The organism is Phenylobacterium sp. GW821-FHT12F10 (genome assembly GCF_058806695.1).
Window position 1 is genome coordinate 107,159 of sequence record NZ_JBXAPY010000002.1, and the last position, 18,033, is coordinate 125,191.

Consider the following 18,033-nt stretch of genomic DNA (forward strand, 5'->3'; position numbering starts at 1 on the left):
CGGATTGAGGAGAGGCTCGGTTGACGGCGGCGATCGCCTCAAGTGCAATGTTGCGGTGCAGCGTCGTTATGTCCATTCTGGCCAAAACGTATGCGCTGGGCGCATGGAAAGAGGGCGTGAAACGTGGCTGAAACGCCCGGCCTGCTGGATCGCGCGGAAGCGCTGATGGCCGAGCGGGCCTATGAGCAGGCGCACAAACTTTGCCTGGACGCGCTGCGGCGGGATGCCGGCGAGGGGCGCGCCTGGTTCCTGCTGGGGGTGATCGCCGCCGATCACGACAACCCCCTGCGCGCCGCCGAACTGTTCGCCAAGGCCGTGGATCTCGCGCCCGGCGCGGCCCGTCACCATGCCTATCTGGCCCGCACCCAGATCGCCCTGAACCGCCGCCCCGAGGCCCTGGCCAGCGCGGAGCGAGCGGCCGCGCTCGCGCCCGCCGACGCGCTGACCCGGGACACCCTCGGCGTGGTCTTCACCCGGGCCGGCGACCATGTCCGGGCCCTGCCGTTCTTCGAGGCCGCGGTGGCGGCCGATCCCCACAATGCGAGCTTCCTCTACAACCTGGCCGCTTCCCGGCAGTTCGCCGGCGACTTCGCCGCGGCCGAGAGCGCCTACGAGCGGGCCCTGGCACTCGATCCCGGCCTCTACCGCGCCTGGTCCTCGCGGGTTCAGCTCGCCCGCCAGACGCCCGAGCGCAACTTCGCGCCCGAGCTGGAGGCCCTGTTCGATCCGGCCAGCCCCGATCCCGACCGCGCCCTGCACCTGGGCCATGCGCTCGCCAAGACCTACGAGGATCTGGGCGATCCGGCCCGGGCCCTGGACTGGCTGCTGAAGGCCAAGGCCGCCAAGCGCCAGGCCGTCGGCTACACCTCCGAGGGCGACGCCGCCCTGTTCGCCGCCGCCGCCGCGACCTTCCCGGCCGGGACGGTGGCGAAGGGGGATCCTAGCTCGGAGCCGATCTTCGTCGTCGGCCTGCCCCGTAGCGGCACCACCCTGGTGGACCGCATCCTCTCCAGCCATCCGGACGTCACCTCGGCTGGTGAGCTGAGCAACTTCGCCCTGCTGTTGAAGCGGGCGGCGGGGACGCCGTCGAACCTGGTGATGGACGTCGAAACCCTCCGCGCGGCGGGCGGCGTCGACCTGGCGCGGCTGGGCGCCGACTATGTCGCCAGCACCCGGCCGCTGACCGGCGCGACGCCGCGCTTCGTCGACAAGATGCCGCTGAACGTCCTCTATGCCGGCCTGATCCACCGGGCCTTGCCCAATGCGCGGATCGTCTGCCTGCGGCGCGATCCGATGGACGTCTGCCTGTCCAACTTCCGGCAGCTCTTCGCCACCACCTTCTCCTACTACAACTACGCCTTCGATCTGGAGGACGTGGCCCGCTACTACGCCGGCTTCGACCGTCTCGTGGCCCACTGGCGCGATGTCCTGCCGGCCGAGCGGTTCACCGAGATCGCCTATGAGGACATCGTCGCCGACCAGGAGGCCGCCACCCGGCGCCTGCTGGCCTTCTGCGACCTGACCTGGGACGCGCGCTGTCTGTCCTTCCACGAGAACGCCGCCCCGGTGGCCACCGCCAGCTCGGTGCAGGTGCGCCAGCCGCTCTACGCCTCCTCGGTGGGTCGCTGGCGGCGCTACGGCGAGGGTCTGGCGCCGATGCGGCGCGTGCTGGCCGCCGCCGGCCTGGTGGGAGACGCCTGATGAGCCTGCCGATCGCCGACCGCTGGTTCGAGCGCCGCGACATCGACGCCGATCTGACCCTGATCTGGGAGCCCCATGTCCACCCCCTGCTCCGCTGCAACATCTGGCGGCTGCGGGGCCGGGACGCCGACCTGCTGGTGGACACCGGCATGGGCATCGCCAGCCTGCGCGAGGCCGCCCGCGACCTGTTCGACAAGACCCTGCTGGCGGTGGCCACCCATGCCCACGCCGACCATGTGGGCGGCCTGCACGAGTTCGACTGCCGCCTCTGTCACGGCGCCGAGGCCGAGGCCCTGGCCCAGAGCCGGGACTCCTATTCCCTGGACCTGGCCGACTACAGCCTCGAGTCCCGGACCCGCCTGGCCAAGGCCGGGTACGACATTTCCGAGGGCCTGCTCACCGCCGCCCCCCGCGCCGGCTACCGCCCGGCCAGCCACGTGCTGCAGGGATGCGAGCCCACCCGGATCCTGGCGGACGGGGACGTGGTGGACCTTGGGGACCGGGCCTTCCAAGTGCTGCACCTGCCGGGCCATTCGCCGGGCAGCATCGGGCTGTGGGAGGCCGCCACCGGCACCTTGTTCTCCGGCGACGCCATCTATGACGGCCCGCTGCTGGATGAGATTCCGGGGGCGGACATCGCCGCCTATCGCGCCACCATGGAGCGGCTGCTCCGCCTGCCGGTCCAGGTGGTCCACGGCGGCCACGACGACAGCTTCGGAGCCGACCGCTTGGCCGAGATCGCCCTCGCCTATCTCCGGCGCACGGAACGCTAAGCCGTCGCCATATAGACGAAGCGGGCGACGAAGAGGGCGGCCAGGGCGAAGAGCAGCAGGTCGGCCTTCTCGAAGCGGCGGGCGGCCAGCTTCAGCACCGCATAGGCCACCACGCCGAAGGCCAGGCCGTTGGCGATGGAGAAGGTCAGCGGGATGGTGATCAGGGTCAGGAAGGCCGGGATGGCGATCACCGGGTCGCCCCAGTCCACCTCGGCCAGGGGCGCCATCATCATCGCCCCCACCAGGATCAGGGCCGGGGCGGTGGCCGCCGCCGGGATCGCCTGGGCCCAGGGGGCGACGAACAGGGCGGCCAGGAACAGCAGGCCGGTGACGACGGCGGTCAGCCCCGTGCGGCCGCCGGCCGAGACCCCCGAGGCGCTCTCGATATAGCTGACCACGGTCGACGTGCCGGCCAGCGACCCCACCACCGTGGCGGTGGCGTCGGCGAACAGGATGCGGTTGAGGCGCGGAATGGTCCCGTCCGGCGCCACCAGGCCCGCCTTCTTGGTGACCGCCACCAGGGTGCCGACATTGTCGAACAGGTCGACGAACAGGAAGACGAACAGGATCTCCAGCAGGGCCAGGCCGAACCCCTTGCCGCCGATCCCCAGGGCCGCGGGGATGTCGAGCTGCAGGGCCGTGGCGGTCATCTCTTCGACGCTGTAGGGGGCCGGCGTCCACTGGGCCAGGTGCAGGCCCCAGCCGGCCGCCGAGGTGAGCAGGATGCCGATCAGGATGCCGCCGCGCACCTTCAGCACCTCCAGCACCGCGATGATGGCCAGGCCCAGTAGGGCCAGCAGGACGGTGGGGCTGTGCAGGTCCCCCAGGCCCACCGTGGTGCCCGGATTGGCGGTGACCAGGCCCGCGCCCTTCAGGCCGATGAAGGCGATGAACAGGCCGATGCCCGCGGCGATGGCGGCGAACAGAGCGCGGGGGATGGCGCTGACGATCAGCTGGCGCACGCCGGCGAAGGTCAGCAGCAGGAAGAGGCAGCCGGAGATGAAGACCAGGCCCAGCGCGGTCTGCCAGGGGATGCCCATGGTCTGGACCACGGTGAAGGCGAAATAGGCGTTCAGCCCCATGCCGGGGGCCAGCGCGATGGGGTAGTTGGCCGCCAGGCCCATCAGGATGCAGCCGAAGCCCGCCGCCAGGCAGGTGGCCGCCGCCACCCCCTGGACCGGCATCCCCGCCTGGCCCAGGATCGAGGGATTGACCAGGACGATATAGGCCATGGTCAGGAAGGTGGTGGCGCCGGCCAGCACCTCGATCCGCACCGAGGTCCCGCGCTCGGTGAGGTGGAAGAAGCGATCCAGGCGCGTCATGGGGCAGCCTCTCCAGGCAGGGTCTTGGCGTAGCGGTCCCAGCCCGCGACCAGGGCCTTCACCACCGGCGAGCCGACACGGTAGGCGGCCTCGAAGCCGGCCAGGGCGCCGCCGTCGGCGAACTTCAGCACCGGATCTGCGCCGTCGGCCTCGCGGGAATAGTTGCTGGCGGTGCGCAGCACCAGGATCCGGCGCGCGTCCACCCGGCCCAGCCGGCCATACAGGGTGAGCACGTCGAGCACCCCCTGGTCCTCGCAGTCGGTCATGGCGAAGGCGCCCTGGCCGTCGGTCCACAGGCCGACCCAGTCGCGGGCCCACTGGGTGCGGCGCTCGCCGTGCCAGAACCGGGTGGTGCCCAGGGCCTCGCCAAGGAAGACGAAGGGCGGGCGCTGGGCGGCGGCCTCGCTGGGATAGCCGGCGCGCGCCTTTTGCAGGGCCGGTGAGTCGGGCAGCGGCGTGTCGCGGGTCAGGGCGAAGGCCCAGTCGGTGAGGCCGGGGTGAAGCTTCCAGACCATGCCGCTGGAGCCCGGCGCGGACCCCTTCACCCCCGGACGGTCGGTTCCCAGGGCGTAGAGTCCGTGGGGCCAGCCGGCGGGAATCTCCCGATCGTCCATCTCGAAGTTGGGATCGGCGTCGACCACGTAGCGGGCCCAGGCGGCGCTGCCGATGGAGCCGGCGCGGGGATCGACCCCGGCGATGCCGGCGACGATCCAATAGGCCTGGGAAAGATCGAACTGGGGGTCCAGCGCCAGGGCGGCCACGCTTTCCCGGGCCCGGCCCCGCATGCCGGTGACCACGCCCAGCACCCCGTCGTCGGAATATCGCACCGGCCGCTCGATGCCCGGGACGGCGGCCAGGTGGGTGAGGGGCAGGCGCTCGGCCCAGAACTGGAACTCGCCGGGCCGGTCCCCGGTGTCGGCCCCGGCCTCGAAGGTGGTCAGGACCACCACCTTGATGGGGATCGGCGCGGCCGCCGCCGCCAGGGGCGCGCCGCAGATCAGCAGGGCGAGAACGAAGACGAGGCGGCGCATCGGCCCTCCGGTGAAGCTTCCCGCAGTCAGCCTCAGCCGGACGTGTCGGACAAGCCCCCGGGCGGGATCAGCGGGTCTTCTTCGCCGGGGCGCCCGCGGGGGCGGCGGCCACCGCCTTGGGCGCGCCAGGGCCATAGTTCTTGGTGAGATAGGCCGCCACGTCGTCGAGCTGGCCGTCGGTGGCGATCAGGCCCTTGTCGATCATCCGGCCAAGGATGGCGTCCCACTCGTCGGCGGTGTGGGGGCGACGGGTGACGTTGTCGAGGGTGTGGCAGGTGGCGCAGAGCCGTTGCACCGTGGCTTGGCCGGCGCCGGGCTTCAGGGCGCCCTCGGCCTGGGCCGCGCCCCCCGCCGAGATGGCCACGACGGCCAGAAGGCCGCCCATCACAAACCTATGCATTCCGCACCCGCTCACGAACGTCCCGCGTCCACGCCATAGCACGGACGATAATATACGAACTAGTGAGTTTGTTGCGATGCCGCGCCTGGGCGTCGCGGGGAGGGCGGCCTGGAGGTGGCGTGCGGCGGTGTCGGCCTAGCTGGCGTCGAGGCGGTCGGTGATGGCCCAGAGTCCGTCGACCACCGACTTCAGCTGCTCGGCGTCCTTGTCGTCCTTGCTCCAGATCAGGCGCAGGGCGTTGACGTGCACGCCGATGGAGGTCCAGTCCTGGCGGTCCTTGGTGCGCAGGCGGTCGGTCAGCTCGCACAGGCTGTAGGAGGCGTCGCACAGGGTGCGCATGTCGAACATGCCGGCGATGTCGAGCACCACGGCGCTCTCGACATAGATGTCGTCGGGCGAGGCGGTCTTGTCGGCGCACATGGCCTCCAGACGCCCGATCGTGACGCCGAGGGATTTCTTGGCGTCGCCCGCCTGGGCGGCGAGCTCGCGCCGCGCCCTTTGGGTGGCGATGTCGGCGGTCATGCCGCCGGGCTTGGCCACCTGTTGGGACAGGCGGTGTTGGACCTTGATGAACTCGGTCTTGCTCAAATTTGCACCCGTGCAGGCTTCATAAGCATGTCGACCTCGTTTTGATCCATGTTGGGATCGACGGCGGCGCCGACGTGGGTGGACAGATCGTCCTTACGACGGCCCTTCACCCCGAGGGGCGGGCCGAGATTCTTGAATCGACGGTCAGGGCCGACATAGTTGGCGCTCTTGACCATCTGGCGTTCGTCCCGGGCCACCCAGAAGATCCGCTGCAGCAGGATCTCGGGGGTGAAGGGCCGGGTGAGGATGAAGTTGGCGCCGGAGTCACGGCTCTTCTCCACCATGCTGCGTGGGGCGTGGCCGGTGAGCATGATGACGGGGGTGAAGATCAGCTCCGGCGGGGCGTCGCGGCGCAGCCAGCGGACGAAGTCGTAGCCGTCCATGTCGGGCATCTGGGCGTCGGTGATGATCAGGTCGAGTTCCTGATTCTTCACATAGTGCATGGCCTCGGCGCCCGAGCCGCACTTGAACTGCTTGCGGACCCCGAACCCACGGACCATCGCGCTCAGCGCCTCGAGCGCCTGCGGATTGTCATCCACGAGCAGCACGACCGAGCGATCGAGGTTGATCCGGATGTTAGGGTCTAGGGCCATGGCGTTCGGGGGTTTCGCTGGGGGCTAGAAGAGGTCGAGGTCGCCGGACTCGGCGGCGGACAAGGCCTCGGCCTCGCGCGTCACCTGGGCCAGGCGCATGGCCAGGTCGCCCAGGGTGACGCCGGCGATGGCGTCGGACAGATCGTAGTCGCCGCCGTCCTGGGACTGGGTCGAGAGCTTGCGCGTGAAGGTGGCCAGGGCCGCCAGGTGCTGGGTCAGCACGTCGACGGTCTGGGCCTCGTGCAGGGCGATCTCCAGGGTCTCGCCGCGGCTGGCGCGGACCAGCTGGGTGACGAGCATCTCCAGGCGGTCGCAGAGCGCGCCGGCGTGTTCCAGCTCGTCGGCCAGGGAGGCGAGGACCTGAGGGGTCTGGTTGGGTTTGGACTGGGCGGAAGAACTCATCAGAACAGCTCCAGAGACCCTTCGTCCTCGACCACCGGCACGGGTTTGGGCGGCGCTTTCAGGCGCGCCACTTCGTTGGTGTCGGTGACGGTGCGCTGCTGCGCGCGGCCGGTGGTCGGCCAGTATTGGACCCGGCGCGCGCCGACGCCGCCGAGACTGCCGCCCACCACCGGAATGCCTTCGTCGCGAAGGAATTTCTCGGCGAAGGCCGCGTTGGAGGCGCCCACGTCGGACAGGCCGTCGAACATGCGGGCGCCGCCGAACAGCTTGGCCTCCATGCGTTCGCGCCGGGCGCCGTTGCGCAGGAGTTCGTTGATCAGAAGCTCCATGGCGTAGGCCCCGTAGCGGCGGCCCTCATCCAGGCCCTCGACCTTGCCCTCGGGCAGGAGGAAGTGATTCATGCCGCCGATGCCGGTTTCGGTGTCCCGCAGGCACACCGCGACGCAGGAGCCGAGAATCGTCGTCAACATGACGTCCGGATCGGAGGAGACGTGGTGCTCCCCCTGGACGACATGGACCCGTTTGCCGGGACGATTTGAGACGTTCTCAACGATCATGAAAGGGGTCCAAACACCGCTTCGATTTTTTCTTTTAGGGTCTGTGTCGTGAACGGTTTGACCAGATAATTATTGACGCCGAATTGAACCGCCCGCTGAACCAGCTCGCGGTCGGCGCGGCCGGTCAGCATGATCACGGCCACCTTCGAGGTCGGGCCATGGGCGCGGATGGCGCGCAACAGGCCCAGGCCGTCCAGCTTGGGCATGTTGAAATCGGTGATCACAAGGTTCACCGGCGTGCTCAGCATGGCCCGCAGGGCTTCCTCGCCGTCGGGCGCCTCGCGGGTCTGGGTGATCCCCAGGGCGTGCAGGCTCGTGCGGATGAGCGAGCGCATCGTCTGTTGATCGTCGACGATCAGGGTTTTCAGGGCGGACGCGGCAGGCATCACACGTTCCTTTGTGACTCGGCGGTCGCCGAGCAGGTGTTGAGAATGGCCGGGCCCATCCGTGACAGGCCGACCTGCTTTTCCACCGCCCCGATCTCGAAGGCGGCCTTGGGCATGCCGTAGACGACGCAGCTGGACTCGTCCTGGCCGAGCGTGCGGGCTCCGGCGCGACGCATCGCCGCGAGGCCTTCGGCGCCGTCGCGGCCCATGCCGGTCAGGATCACGCCCACGGACGGACGGTTCAGCTTCGCCACGGACTCAAACAGCACGTCGACCGAGGGGCGATGGCCGTTGACGGGCTCGGACTCCCGCAGGCGGCAGACCGGGTGGCTGGAGGAGACCACCTCCAGGTGCGCCGCGCCGCCGGGGGCGACATAGACGTGGCCCGGCAGCAGCCGCGCCCCGTCGCTGGCCTCGGCCACCGTCGCCCCGGAAATCCGGTTCAGGCGGTCGGCGAAGCTCTTGGTGAAGGTCGCCGGCATGTGCTGGGTGATGACCGTCGGCGGGCAGGTGTCGGGGAAGTTGGCCAGGATGGTCATCAGGGCCTCGACCCCGCCGGTGGAGGAGCCGATCGCCAGGATCAGATCGCCGGCGGCGGCGTAGTTCTTGTCGCGCTCCACCGGGGCGACCGGGCCGCTATAGGGGCGCACGCGGGCGCGGGCGGCGGCCTTCACCTTTTCCGGCAGGTCGGCGAAGGCTTCGTGCGGGGTCACGCCGCCGCCGGGGACCGGCTTGCCGACGCAGTCCACCGCCCCCAGCTCCAGGGCCTCGATGGTGATCTCGGCGCCCTTCTGGGTGAGGGTCGAGACCATCACCACCGGGGTGGGCCGCAGGCGCATGATCTTCTCGAGGAACTCGATGCCGTTCATGTGCGGCATCTCGACGTCCAGGGTGACGACGTCGGGATTGAGCTTCTTGATCTGCTCGCGGGCTTCCAGCGGATCGTTGGCGAAGCCCAGGACCTCGATGTCCGGGTCCCGCTTCAGGGCCGCCGCGATCAGACCGCGCATGGTCGCCGAATCGTCGACGATGAGGACTCCAACCGTCATCGGCCGCTCCTCAGGGAATAGGTGGTGAGACCCGTGGTCTCGAAGATCTGGGTCGCCGGACCCGTCACCCGTTCCGAGTGGCCGATGTACAGCGTACCGCCGGGGTTGAGCATGGGGGCGAAGCGGCTCCAGATGCGTTCCTGGGTGGGTTCGTCGAAATAGATCACGACGTTGCGGCAGAAGATGACGTCGAACTTGCCCTTCATCGGCCAGTCGCCGATCAGGTTCAGCTCGCGGAACGCCACCAGGGCGCGCAGCTCGTCGGCCACCTCCCAGCGGTCGCCGCCGCCCGAGGCGGGCTTCTTGAACCAGCGCCGGCGCAGGTCCACCGGCACCGGGGCGATGGCTTCCTCGCGATAGATGCCGGCGCGGCCCTCGGCGACCATGTTGGGATCGATGTCGGTGGCCAGGATCTTCACGTCGAGATTGGCGGCCTCCGGCAGGGCGGCCAGCACCGTGATCGCCATGGAATAGGGTTCCTGCCCGTTGGAGCAGGCGGCCGACCAGAGGCGGATCTTGCCGCCCTTGCGGGCCCGGTCCACCAGGGGCGGCAGGACCACGTCACGCAGGTGGTCGAAATGGTGCGGCTCGCGGAAATAGCGGGTCACGTTGGTGGTGAGCGCGGCCATCATGGCCTGGCGCTCGTCCACCTCGTTGGAGTCCTCCACCAAGGCGCAATATTCGCGGAAGGAGCGCAGGCCCAGCGAGCGCAGCCGCTTGGCCAGGCGCGAATAGACCAGGGCCGCCTTGCCCTCGGCCAGCGCGATGCCGGCGTGGGCGTGCAGGATCTGGGCGATCTGCTGGAAGTCCTCGTTGGTGAAGAGGAACTCGCCCTCGACGAGGCTGCCGTTCCTGCCGCGGGACTCGGGGAAGCTGCTCATGCGGCCTCCGCTTCGATTTCGGGCAGGACGCGCTCCAGCGAGATCAGGCTGACCATGCGGCCATCGATGGCGAACAGGCCCTTCACGAAGGTCTTCACCTGGTCGCAGGCCACGTCCGGGGTGGGTTGGACCATGTCCTCGGTGACGTTGATGATGTCGCTGACGGCTTCCACCAGCAGGCCGAGGGTCCGGTGACCCTGGTTCACCACCATGATGACGTGGCGAGCGCTGGGTTCGGCGGTGACCAGGCCCAGGCGCGCGCCCAGGTCGACGATCGGCAAGACCGCGCCGCGCAGGTTGATGACGCCCTTCATATAGGCCGGGGTGCGGGGCAGGGGCGTGGCCGTGGTCCAGCCTCGGATCTCGCGCACCTGCATGATGTCGACACAGAACTCCTGGTCACCGATCCGGAAGGCGATGAGTTCGCGGGAGGGCCCGGCGATGTGGGTGTTGATGGCGGTGGTCATGCTCAGCTGGCCATTCGCTTTTCGCTACGGGGCGCCGGCTTGCGGCGCTGGGTGGTGACAAGCGCGTCGACATCGAGGATCAGGGCGACCCGGCCATCGCCCAGGATGGTCGCGGCGGCCACGCCGTCGATCTGCTGGTAGTTGGCCTCCAGGCTCTTGATGACCACCTGGCGCTGGCCCTGGATGGCTTCCACCAGCAGGGCGGCCTTGCCGCCGCCTTCGCTCTCCACCAGCACCGCGACGCCGGAGGCCGGGTCGATGGCGGTCTCGCGGAAGCCCAGAGCGACGCCGACGTCGATCAGGGGCACGAAGATATCCCGGATACGGATCACCGCGTCCTTGCCGCCGATATAGTGCACGTCCTCGGTGCGCGGGGTCAGGCTCTCGACGATGGCCGAGAGCGGGGCCACCAGGGTCTGTTCGGCGGCGGTGACCACCATGCCGTCCAGGACCGCGAGGGTCAGGGGCAGGGACATGGTGAACTTGGAGCCCTTGCCGGGTTCCGAGGAGATGGAGATGCGGCCGCCCAGCCCCTGGATGGAGCGGCGGACCACGTCCATGCCGACGCCGCGGCCGGAGATGTCGGAAATGGTCTCGGCCGTGGAGAAGCCTGGCAGGAAGATCAGGTTGTCGATCTCCTCGTCCGACAGCACCTGGTCCTCGGTGATGAGGCCCTTGTCGATGGCGATGCCGCGGACGCGGGGACGATTGATGCCGCGGCCGTCGTCCTGAAGTTCGATGACGATGCGGCCGCCACGGTGCAGGGCGCGCAGGCGCACCACGCCCTCGGCCGGCTTGCCGGCGGCCGCCCGACCCTCGGGATCCTCCAGGCCGTGGTCGATGGCGTTGCGCAGCATGTGGGTGATCGGGTCGGTCAGGCGCTCGATCACGGTCTTGTCGACCTCGGTGCCTTCGCCCTCCATCACCAGCTTCACGCGCTTGCCGGTCATGTCGGCGACCTCGCGAGCCAGACGCGGCATCCGCTGGAAGACCGACTTCACGGGCTGGGCCCGGATGGCCATGACGCTGTCCTGGATCTCCCGGGTCAGCAGCTCCAGGTCCTCAAGACCGAGGGCGACGTTGGAGGACCGCGCCAGGCCGCTCTCCAGGACCCGCTGCGAGAGCATGGCCTGCTGGATGACCAGCTCGCCGACGGCGTTGATCAGACGGTCGACCCGATCCAGGTCGACGCGGATGGTGGCGGTGGGGGCGGCCGCGGGAGCGGCGGCGGCGTTGGCGGCGGGCGCGGCAGGGGTCGGAGCCGCAGCGGCGGGAGCCGGGCGGGCCTCGGCCTTGGGGGCCGGCGGCGTCGCGACGCTCTGGGCGCGGGCGATCAGGGCGGCGACGTCCTCGGCGGGGGCCTCGGCCGGCGCTTCCGCGGCGGGCTGAGCCATCGGTTCGGCTTCGACCTCGGCCGGGGCGGCCGCTTCGGCTCCGCCCACGCGGGCCAGGAGGGCGGCGATATCGAGGTCGGCGTTGGCCGACGCCGCGGCGGCGCGGTCGTCGTCGCTCAGGGCGTCGTCGGCGGCCGGCGGCGCGGCGGCCTCGGCGCCTTCGCGGGTGATGGTCAGGTGGCAGTCGTCCTCGACGAACTCGAAGACCTCGCGGATGGCGGCTTCGTCGGAGTCGGTGAACAGCTGGATGCGCCAGCTGACATAGGCCTGCTCGGCGGCGAGCTGGTCCAGGGGCGGCAGGGTCTCGTCCAACAGGGTGACCCGGGTCTCGCCCAGGCGGGCGAGTTCGCGCAGCACCAGGCCGGACTCGTTGGCCTTGGCGTACATCTCGGTCTTGGGCGAGAACTCGATGATCCAGGAGACCTGGCTGATCTCGTCCTCGATCGCCGGCGCGTCGAACTCGGCGGCCGAGTTCTGGGCGTCCAGGTCGATGAAGCCGCCGGGGGCGCCGTCGCCATCGACGCTGAGGGTGACCGGCACGAAGCCGAAGTCCTCGTCGGCGCCGTTGTCCATGTCGTCATCGGCGTCCTCGGCGCCGATCAGGCCCTTGAGTTCGCCGAGCGCGCCGAGCGAGCGCGTCTCCTCGACCGAGCCGCCGTCGCGGGCGGCGTGAACATGGTCGGCCAGGACATCGAAGGCCCGCAGCAGGACCTTGGCGACCTCGTCGGTCAGCTCCATCTTCTCGGAGCGGACCTCGTCCATCACCGTCTCGAAGACGTGGGCGAACCGGATGAGCTGTTCGAGGCCGAAGGCCCCGGCGCCGCCCTTGATGGAATGGACGGCGCGGAAGACGGCGTTGATCGTCTCGGAATCCGCGTCCCCCGACTCCATGGCCAACAGGCCCTGTTCGGCGTCGGTCAGGAGTTCATCGCACTCCTGGAAGAACGTCTGTTTGATGCTCTCGAACGGATCCAACGGAACGCTCCGAAACGGCTTCTAGAGGGTTAGGCGGCGACGCGACGGACGGCGTCGACCAGCTTCACCGGATTGAACGGCTTCACGATCCAGCCCGTGGCGCCGGCCGAACGGGCCCGCTCCTTCTTGGCCGCATCGCTTTCCGTGGTCAGGACCAGGATCGGCGTGGCGCGGTGCTCGGGATTGGCGCGAACGCCCTCGATCACGCCGAAGCCGTCGAGGCGGGGCATGTTGATGTCGGTGATCACCACATCCACCGTGCCGGCGTTGGCTTGGAGGACTTCCAGGCCGTCGATGCCGTCCACCGCCTGGATGACGCGGTAGCCCGCCTCCACCAGCGCGTGGTTCAGCATCTCCCGCATGGTGCGGCTATCGTCGATGGTCAGTACTGTCTTGCTCACGAAAGTTCCCCTTCCGGCTCGAAATGAAGCTCGGGTTCCCCGAACGCCGCCAATTGCTCTGAAAACGCCAAAGACGGTTGATCCACCGTTAAGTTGACGCCGTCTTCGGCCCAGATTTTGCGCGCCGACATCAAAACCTGCAGACACAGTCCGCCCATACGGGTGACCTGAGAGGCGTCGAGGTCCAGCGGGCGGCCGCGCAGCGACATCAGTTCGGCCCGCAGCGGCTCAGCCGCCTGCAGGTCCAGAACCGGGGCCAGGCTGACCGTCGCCCGGTCCGCCAAGGTTGCGGAGTCCATGGACATCAGAATTCTTCCCATTCATCGGCGCCGGACTGCGGCGCAGGTTTGCGGAGCGCCGAACCGTCGCGCGCCGAGGCGTGGACGGGGGCGGCGTGCCGGGCCGACGGGGGCGGCCGGCGGGCGGGGGTCGTGTTGTGTCGCGCCACCGCCGGAGGCGGCCGGTGCTGCTCGCCGATCTGGAACAGGCTCACCGAATTGGCGAGACCCTCGGCTTCCTGGGCGAGGTTGTGGCTGGCGGCGGTGGATTGCTCCACCATGGCCGCGTTCTGCTGGGTCACCTGGTCCATCTGGTTGACCGCGGTGTTGACCTGGGCCAGGCCCACCGACTGCTCCTGGGCGCTGGCGGCGATCTCGCTCACCAGGCCGTCGATCTCGGCCACCCGGCTGACGATGCGTTGCAGGGCCTCGCCGGTCTGGCCCACCAACTGGACGCCGGTGCTGACCTGGGCGCTGGAGGCGCTGATCAGAGCCTTGATTTCCTTGGCGGCCTCGGCCGAGCGCTGGGCGAGCGCCCGCACTTCGGAGGCGACGACGGCGAAGCCGCGGCCCGCTTCGCCGGCGCGGGCGGCCTCGACCCCGGCGTTCAGGGCCAGCAGGTTGGTCTGGAAGGCGATCTCGTCGATCACCCCGATGATCTGGCTGATCTGGGTGGAGGACTGCTCGATCTCGCTCATGGCCGAGACGGCCTGCTGAACGACATCGCCGCTGGTCTGGGCGTCGCCGCGGGCGGCCACCACCACATCGGCGCAGGCCTTGGCGCCGGAGGCGGTCTTGCGCACGGTGACGGTGATCTGGTCGAGGGCCGCGGCGGTTTCCTCGAGGGTGGCGGCCTGCTGCTCGGTGCGGTGCGACAGGTCGTCGGCGGCGCCGGAGATCTCGCCGGCCCCGGCGTGGATGCCCGAGACGTTGCCGGCGATGGCGCCCATCACCCCCTCGAGGTGGCTGACGGCCTTGTTGAAGTCGGCGGCGAGCTTGGCGTAGTCGCCGGTGAAGGTCAGGGCCATGCGGTGGCGCAGGTCGCCCTGGCTAAGCGCCTCCAGGGCGCCGGCCAGGCCATGGATGGCCTTGCGCTGTTCCCGGTCGGAGTCCTCGCGCAGGTGGGCGGCCTCGGCGTGGCGGTGTTCGGTGATCTCGGTCTGGGCCGACAGCAGCAGGTCCATGTCCAGCAGGGCGGCCTTGATCACCGCGCCGATGGCGTCGGCGGCCTTGTCGCGGGCGCCGGCCTTGGCGCCGAAGCCCTTGGGCCAATGGGCGGCCAGGATGGCGCGCACCAGCTCGTCGAGGATGCGGGCATAGCCGCCGATCGCCCAGTCAGCCTGGAAGCCGATATTGACGTGGGCCTCGCCGATGGCGCGGACGTCCTTCAGATAGGCCGCGTCGTATTGACCCGAGAGCACCGCGCCCCAGCGGCTGATCTGCCGCTGCTGGGCCTTGGCCATGTGCTCGGCGCCGCCGAAGACGCTGCGAGTCTCCTCATGGCGGGCGAGTTGTTCGTAGAAGGCGGCGATGGCGATCGGCAGGGCGCGCTCGACCACCGGACGCGCGGCGACCAGGTCGGCGCGCGCCCTGGCGTCCATGCCGATGAAGTCGAGACGCCGATCCAGTGCGATCGCCTTGGTATCAGCCATGCTAGGGCCTGACCTTGAGCGCGGCGGCCAGCGTTGTCCGGCGCGCATAGAGTCCGGGGCTCGAAGAACGTCGATCTTTCGTCAGCGTGAGACTCTGTGCCTCCCCGCCGATGTTCTCGAGGGGCTGCAAATACTTCGACATACTATTCGCGATCATCGATGAGCCCCCTGCTGATCTTTCCGCTCTGGCGGAATGTCTTGGCTGCGACGCACGCGCCAAGGCCAGTCCAACCGAACGTCTCAATTGGGTAAGGTGTTTGGCTTGAAGAAATGGTTACCGGAATCTTGGGCCGCACCGGGCGATTGGGGTGGTTTCCCAACGAAAGCCGTGGCTTGCGGGAAACCGCGACAATCTGGCACGGCGATGGTCACCAAGGCTTGAGCGGGTCAGGGGTTCCGCGAGGTCAGACTTGCGGGCGGCGCCAGACGGTGGTCGCCTGTGATCCAAGAACAGACGTTGCGCAGGAGGACGCCATGGACCTGAGGCTCACGCCCGAGATGGAGGCCTTTCGAGACGAGGTGCGCGCCTTCCTCGCCGCCCATAGGGACCGATACGCCGCTGACGCCGGCGCCGAGCGCCCGCGGGAGGCGGCCATGGCCTGGCAGGCCCTGCTGATCGACCATGGCTATGCGGCCCGGACCATCCCCAAGGCCTATGGCGGCTACGGCGCCGAGCCGGACATCCTGAAGTCCCGGATCATCGCCGAGGAGTTCACCGCCGCCGGCGCGCCGCGCGGCTTCGCCAACCAGGGCATCTCCATGCTGGTCCCGACCCTGCTGGAGGTGGGCTCGGAAGAGCAGAAGACCCGTTGGATCGCGCCGACCCTGCGTGGCGAGGTGGTCTGGTGCCAGGGTTACTCCGAACCGGGCGCGGGCTCGGACCTCGCCAACCTGCAGACCAAGGCGGTGGAGGACGGCGAGGACTTCCTGATCTCGGGCCAAAAGATTTGGACGAGCACGGCGGCCCAGGCCGACATGATCTTCTGCCTGGTGCGCACCGAGCCCCAGGCGCCCAAGCATGACGGGATTTCCTACATCCTGTTTCCCATGACCACGCCGGGGATCGAGGTGCGGCCGCTGAAGACCATGACCGGGTCGGCGGAGTTCAACGAGGTGTTCTTCACCGACGTGCGGGTTCCGCAGAGCGCGGTGGTGGGCGGGCGCGGGCGGGGCTGGTTCGTGGCCAATGCGACCCTGAAGCACGAGCGCGGCATGCTGGGGGACCCCAACGCCACCGAGGCGCGGTTCGCCGCCCTGATCGACCTGATGAAGAGCGAGACGGTGGACGGCCAGCGATTGATCGACAATCCGGTGATGGCCGACCGGCTGATGGCCCTGCAGGCCCGGGTGATGACCATGAAGTTCAATGGCCTGCGGACGATCACCGCGTCCATGACCGGCGAGGGCCCCGGCCTGGCCGGCATGGTGGTCAAGCTGCAGGGCTGCGAGCTGAACCATCAGATCGCCGCCCTCGCCATCGACGCGCTCGGGGAGCTGGGGGTGCTCTATGAGGACGGACCGCACCTGCGGGCCAAGGGCAATTGGCAGCGCAACTACATGTTCGACCTGGGCCTGATCATCGGCGGGGGCACCGCCCAGATCCAGAAGAACATTATCTCCGAACGCGGCCTGGGCATGCCGCGCGAACCCAAGCTGGCGGTGGCCTGATGGACTTCTCCCTGACCAACGACCAGCGGATGATGCAGGAGAGCCTCAGCCGCACCCTGGCCGAGGCCTCGTCCCTGGACCGGGTGCGCGCCTTCGCGGGCGATCCCGGCGACCGCGGCGCCGACATCTGGGCGGCCCTGACGGACTTCGGCCTGCCGGGCATCGTGATCCCGGAGGAATATGGCGGCCTGGGCCTGACCCTGCTGGACGCCGCCCTGATGGCCGAGGTCCTGGGGCGGGCGGTGGCGCCGGTTCCCTTCCTGGGGACGGTGCTGGCGCCCCTGGCCCTGCGGCTGGCGGGCTCGAGCGAGCAGCAGGCCCGGTGGCTGCCGAAGCTGGCCTCGGGCGAGGTGACGGCGGCCGTCGCCATCTCCGAGGCGGTGGCCGGGGCCCGCGACGGGGCCGGGGTCATGGCCTCCGGCGGCAAGCTGACGGGCAAGGCGCTGTTCGTTCCCGGCGGGCTCGGCGCCGACCTGCTGATCGTGGCCGACACTGGTGGCGGCCTGCATCTGGTCGACGGGGCGGCCAGCGGTCTTGGCCGGGAGGTCATGACCGGCATCGACCTCACCCGCCGCATGGCCGAACTGACCTTCGACGGCGTCGCGGCCGAGCCGCTGAGCGGCGGGTCGGGCGTGCTGGCGCGGCTGCGGGACGCCGGCTGGGTGCTGCTGGCGGCCGATACGCTCGGCGCCTGCGACGTGATGATCGAGAAGGCGGTGGCCTACGCCAAGGAGCGCAAGCAGTTCGGCCGGGTCATCGGCTCCTTCCAGGCGGTCAAGCACCTGTGCGCCGAGATGGCCGCCGAGCTGGAGCCCTGCCGGTCGCTGGTCTGGTACGCCGGCTACGCCTTTGACGCCGCGCCGGAGGAGAGCGCGCTCACCGCCGCCCACGCCAAGGCCCACCTCTCGGAGGTCTCCCGCTTCATCGCCCGGACCTCGACCGAGGTGCACGGCGGGATGGGGATCACCGACCTGCTGGGCCTGCACTTCTGGTTCAAGCGGGTGGGGCTGAGCCGCCAGCTGCTGGGCGGGCCCGAACGGGTCCGGGCGCTCGCCGCCCAGATGCAGGGTCTCACCGCCTAAGGGGTCTTGAGGCCCTCACGCATGTCGGGATGCACCAGCTCGTGCAGGTCTGGCCGCTTGGCGATGTAGGCGTGGAAGAAGGCGCAGGTGGGCTTCACCCACAGCCTGTGCTCGCGGGCGTAGGCCAGGCCCGCCTGCACCAGCTTGCCGCCGACGCCCTTGCCGCCGAAGGCCTCGGGCACGACGGTGTGCGGGAAGATGATGCTGTCGCCGGCCAGCCTGTACTCGGCGAAGGCGATGTCCGCGCCAAGCTTCACCTCGAACCGGGAGGTGTCGGTGTTCATGGTCACTGCGAGTTCGTCGTCGGCCATGGGGCTCTCCCGGAAGGGTTGTCGGGGACAAACAAGCACGGCGGCGCGGGCCAGGGCTAGAACCCGCCCGTTTCAATTCTGTTTCAATCGCGAGTTTATGACTGACATCAAGGCGCGCCCGG

At 69.5% G+C, this 18,033-nt stretch carries 20 protein-coding genes; 4 read left to right on the top strand and 16 right to left on the bottom strand.

Going from position 1 to position 18,033, the window contains the following annotated elements; all coding sequences use genetic code 11:
• Positions 1 to 123 precede the first annotated feature (123 nt).
• Together AC1RN5_RS12930 and AC1RN5_RS12935 are read left to right on the top strand one after the other, a co-directional pair.
• Positions 124 to 1,701: a tetratricopeptide repeat-containing sulfotransferase family protein gene (locus tag AC1RN5_RS12930; RefSeq protein ID WP_493041574.1), complete on the top strand. Its 1,578-nt coding sequence runs from the start codon at positions 124 to 126 to the stop codon at positions 1,699 to 1,701.
• A complete protein-coding gene (locus tag AC1RN5_RS12935) occupies positions 1,701 to 2,474 on the top strand; it encodes an MBL fold metallo-hydrolase (protein ID WP_493041575.1) in 774 nt (257 codons plus the stop codon). Before AC1RN5_RS12930 ends, AC1RN5_RS12935 begins: the two co-directional genes overlap by 1 nt.
• Here the strand turns inward: AC1RN5_RS12935 and AC1RN5_RS12940 are convergent.
• The 15 genes from AC1RN5_RS12940 to AC1RN5_RS13010 all read right to left on the bottom strand — a co-directional run bounded on the left by AC1RN5_RS12940 (position 2,471) and on the right by AC1RN5_RS13010 (position 14,850).
• Entirely contained in the window at positions 2,471 to 3,796 is a 1,326-nt protein-coding gene (locus tag AC1RN5_RS12940) for an NCS2 family permease (protein ID WP_493041576.1), read from the bottom strand. The genes AC1RN5_RS12935 and AC1RN5_RS12940 overlap by 4 nt on opposite strands.
• Entirely contained in the window at positions 3,793 to 4,827 is a 1,035-nt protein-coding gene (locus AC1RN5_RS12945; RefSeq protein WP_493041577.1) for a purine nucleoside permease, read from the bottom strand. Before AC1RN5_RS12945 ends, AC1RN5_RS12940 begins: the two co-directional genes overlap by 4 nt.
• A gap of 67 nt (positions 4,828 to 4,894) precedes the next feature.
• Positions 4,895 to 5,212: a c-type cytochrome gene (locus tag AC1RN5_RS12950; protein WP_493041578.1), complete on the bottom strand. Its 318-nt coding sequence runs from the start codon at positions 5,210 to 5,212 to the stop codon at positions 4,895 to 4,897.
• 150 nt (positions 5,213 to 5,362) lie between these two features.
• Positions 5,363 to 5,815, bottom strand: coding sequence for a hypothetical protein (locus AC1RN5_RS12955; RefSeq protein ID WP_493041579.1), 453 nt, complete (start codon positions 5,813 to 5,815; stop codon positions 5,363 to 5,365).
• On the bottom strand, positions 5,812 to 6,408 hold the full coding sequence (locus tag AC1RN5_RS12960) for a response regulator (RefSeq protein WP_421934443.1): 597 nt from the start codon (positions 6,406 to 6,408) through the stop codon (positions 5,812 to 5,814). The genes AC1RN5_RS12955 and AC1RN5_RS12960 overlap by 4 nt, the downstream gene beginning before the upstream one ends.
• 24 nt (positions 6,409 to 6,432) lie before the next feature.
• Positions 6,433 to 6,810 carry a DUF8776 family protein gene (locus AC1RN5_RS12965; RefSeq protein WP_421934444.1) on the bottom strand — a complete coding sequence of 126 codons (378 nt, stop codon included), beginning with the start codon at positions 6,808 to 6,810 and terminating at the stop codon, positions 6,433 to 6,435.
• Positions 6,810 to 7,367, bottom strand: a complete 558-nt coding sequence (locus tag AC1RN5_RS12970) for a chemotaxis protein CheD (RefSeq protein WP_421934445.1) — start codon at positions 7,365 to 7,367, stop codon at positions 6,810 to 6,812. Before AC1RN5_RS12970 ends, AC1RN5_RS12965 begins: the two co-directional genes overlap by 1 nt.
• Positions 7,364 to 7,753, bottom strand: coding sequence for a response regulator (locus AC1RN5_RS12975; protein ID WP_304698491.1), 390 nt, complete (start codon positions 7,751 to 7,753; stop codon positions 7,364 to 7,366). Before AC1RN5_RS12975 ends, AC1RN5_RS12970 begins: the two co-directional genes overlap by 4 nt.
• Complete coding sequence (locus AC1RN5_RS12980; RefSeq protein ID WP_421934446.1) at positions 7,753 to 8,802, bottom strand: protein-glutamate methylesterase/protein-glutamine glutaminase; 1,050 nt, start codon at positions 8,800 to 8,802, stop codon at positions 7,753 to 7,755. The genes AC1RN5_RS12975 and AC1RN5_RS12980 overlap by 1 nt, the downstream gene beginning before the upstream one ends.
• On the bottom strand, positions 8,799 to 9,683 hold the full coding sequence (locus AC1RN5_RS12985; RefSeq protein WP_421934447.1) for a CheR family methyltransferase: 885 nt from the start codon (positions 9,681 to 9,683) through the stop codon (positions 8,799 to 8,801). The genes AC1RN5_RS12980 and AC1RN5_RS12985 overlap by 4 nt, the downstream gene beginning before the upstream one ends.
• Positions 9,680 to 10,150, bottom strand: coding sequence for a chemotaxis protein CheW (locus AC1RN5_RS12990; RefSeq protein ID WP_493041580.1), 471 nt, complete (start codon positions 10,148 to 10,150; stop codon positions 9,680 to 9,682). Before AC1RN5_RS12990 ends, AC1RN5_RS12985 begins: the two co-directional genes overlap by 4 nt.
• 2 nt (positions 10,151 to 10,152) lie before the next feature.
• Positions 10,153 to 12,519, bottom strand: a complete 2,367-nt coding sequence (locus AC1RN5_RS12995) for a chemotaxis protein CheA (RefSeq protein WP_493041581.1) — start codon at positions 12,517 to 12,519, stop codon at positions 10,153 to 10,155.
• 29 nt (positions 12,520 to 12,548) lie between these two features.
• Positions 12,549 to 12,920 carry a response regulator gene (locus AC1RN5_RS13000; RefSeq protein ID WP_421934450.1) on the bottom strand — a complete coding sequence of 124 codons (372 nt, stop codon included), beginning with the start codon at positions 12,918 to 12,920 and terminating at the stop codon, positions 12,549 to 12,551.
• On the bottom strand, positions 12,917 to 13,225 hold the full coding sequence (locus tag AC1RN5_RS13005) for an STAS domain-containing protein (protein ID WP_421934451.1): 309 nt from the start codon (positions 13,223 to 13,225) through the stop codon (positions 12,917 to 12,919). The genes AC1RN5_RS13000 and AC1RN5_RS13005 overlap by 4 nt, the downstream gene beginning before the upstream one ends.
• Positions 13,225 to 14,850: a methyl-accepting chemotaxis protein gene (locus AC1RN5_RS13010; RefSeq protein WP_493041582.1), complete on the bottom strand. Its 1,626-nt coding sequence runs from the start codon at positions 14,848 to 14,850 to the stop codon at positions 13,225 to 13,227. Before AC1RN5_RS13010 ends, AC1RN5_RS13005 begins: the two co-directional genes overlap by 1 nt.
• 474 nt (positions 14,851 to 15,324) lie before the next feature.
• Here AC1RN5_RS13010 and AC1RN5_RS13015 point away from each other — a divergent pair, with 474 nt between their 5' ends.
• Entirely contained in the window at positions 15,325 to 16,518 is a 1,194-nt protein-coding gene (locus tag AC1RN5_RS13015; RefSeq protein ID WP_493041583.1) for an acyl-CoA dehydrogenase family protein, read from the top strand.
• On the top strand, positions 16,518 to 17,600 hold the full coding sequence (locus AC1RN5_RS13020) for an acyl-CoA dehydrogenase family protein (RefSeq protein ID WP_493041584.1): 1,083 nt from the start codon (positions 16,518 to 16,520) through the stop codon (positions 17,598 to 17,600). Before AC1RN5_RS13015 ends, AC1RN5_RS13020 begins: the two co-directional genes overlap by 1 nt.
• On the opposite strand, the gene AC1RN5_RS13025 is transcribed toward AC1RN5_RS13020, so the two are convergent.
• Positions 17,597 to 17,911: a GNAT family N-acetyltransferase gene (locus tag AC1RN5_RS13025; RefSeq protein WP_493041585.1), complete on the bottom strand. Its 315-nt coding sequence runs from the start codon at positions 17,909 to 17,911 to the stop codon at positions 17,597 to 17,599. The genes AC1RN5_RS13020 and AC1RN5_RS13025 overlap by 4 nt on opposite strands.
• Positions 17,912 to 18,033 lie beyond the last annotated feature (122 nt).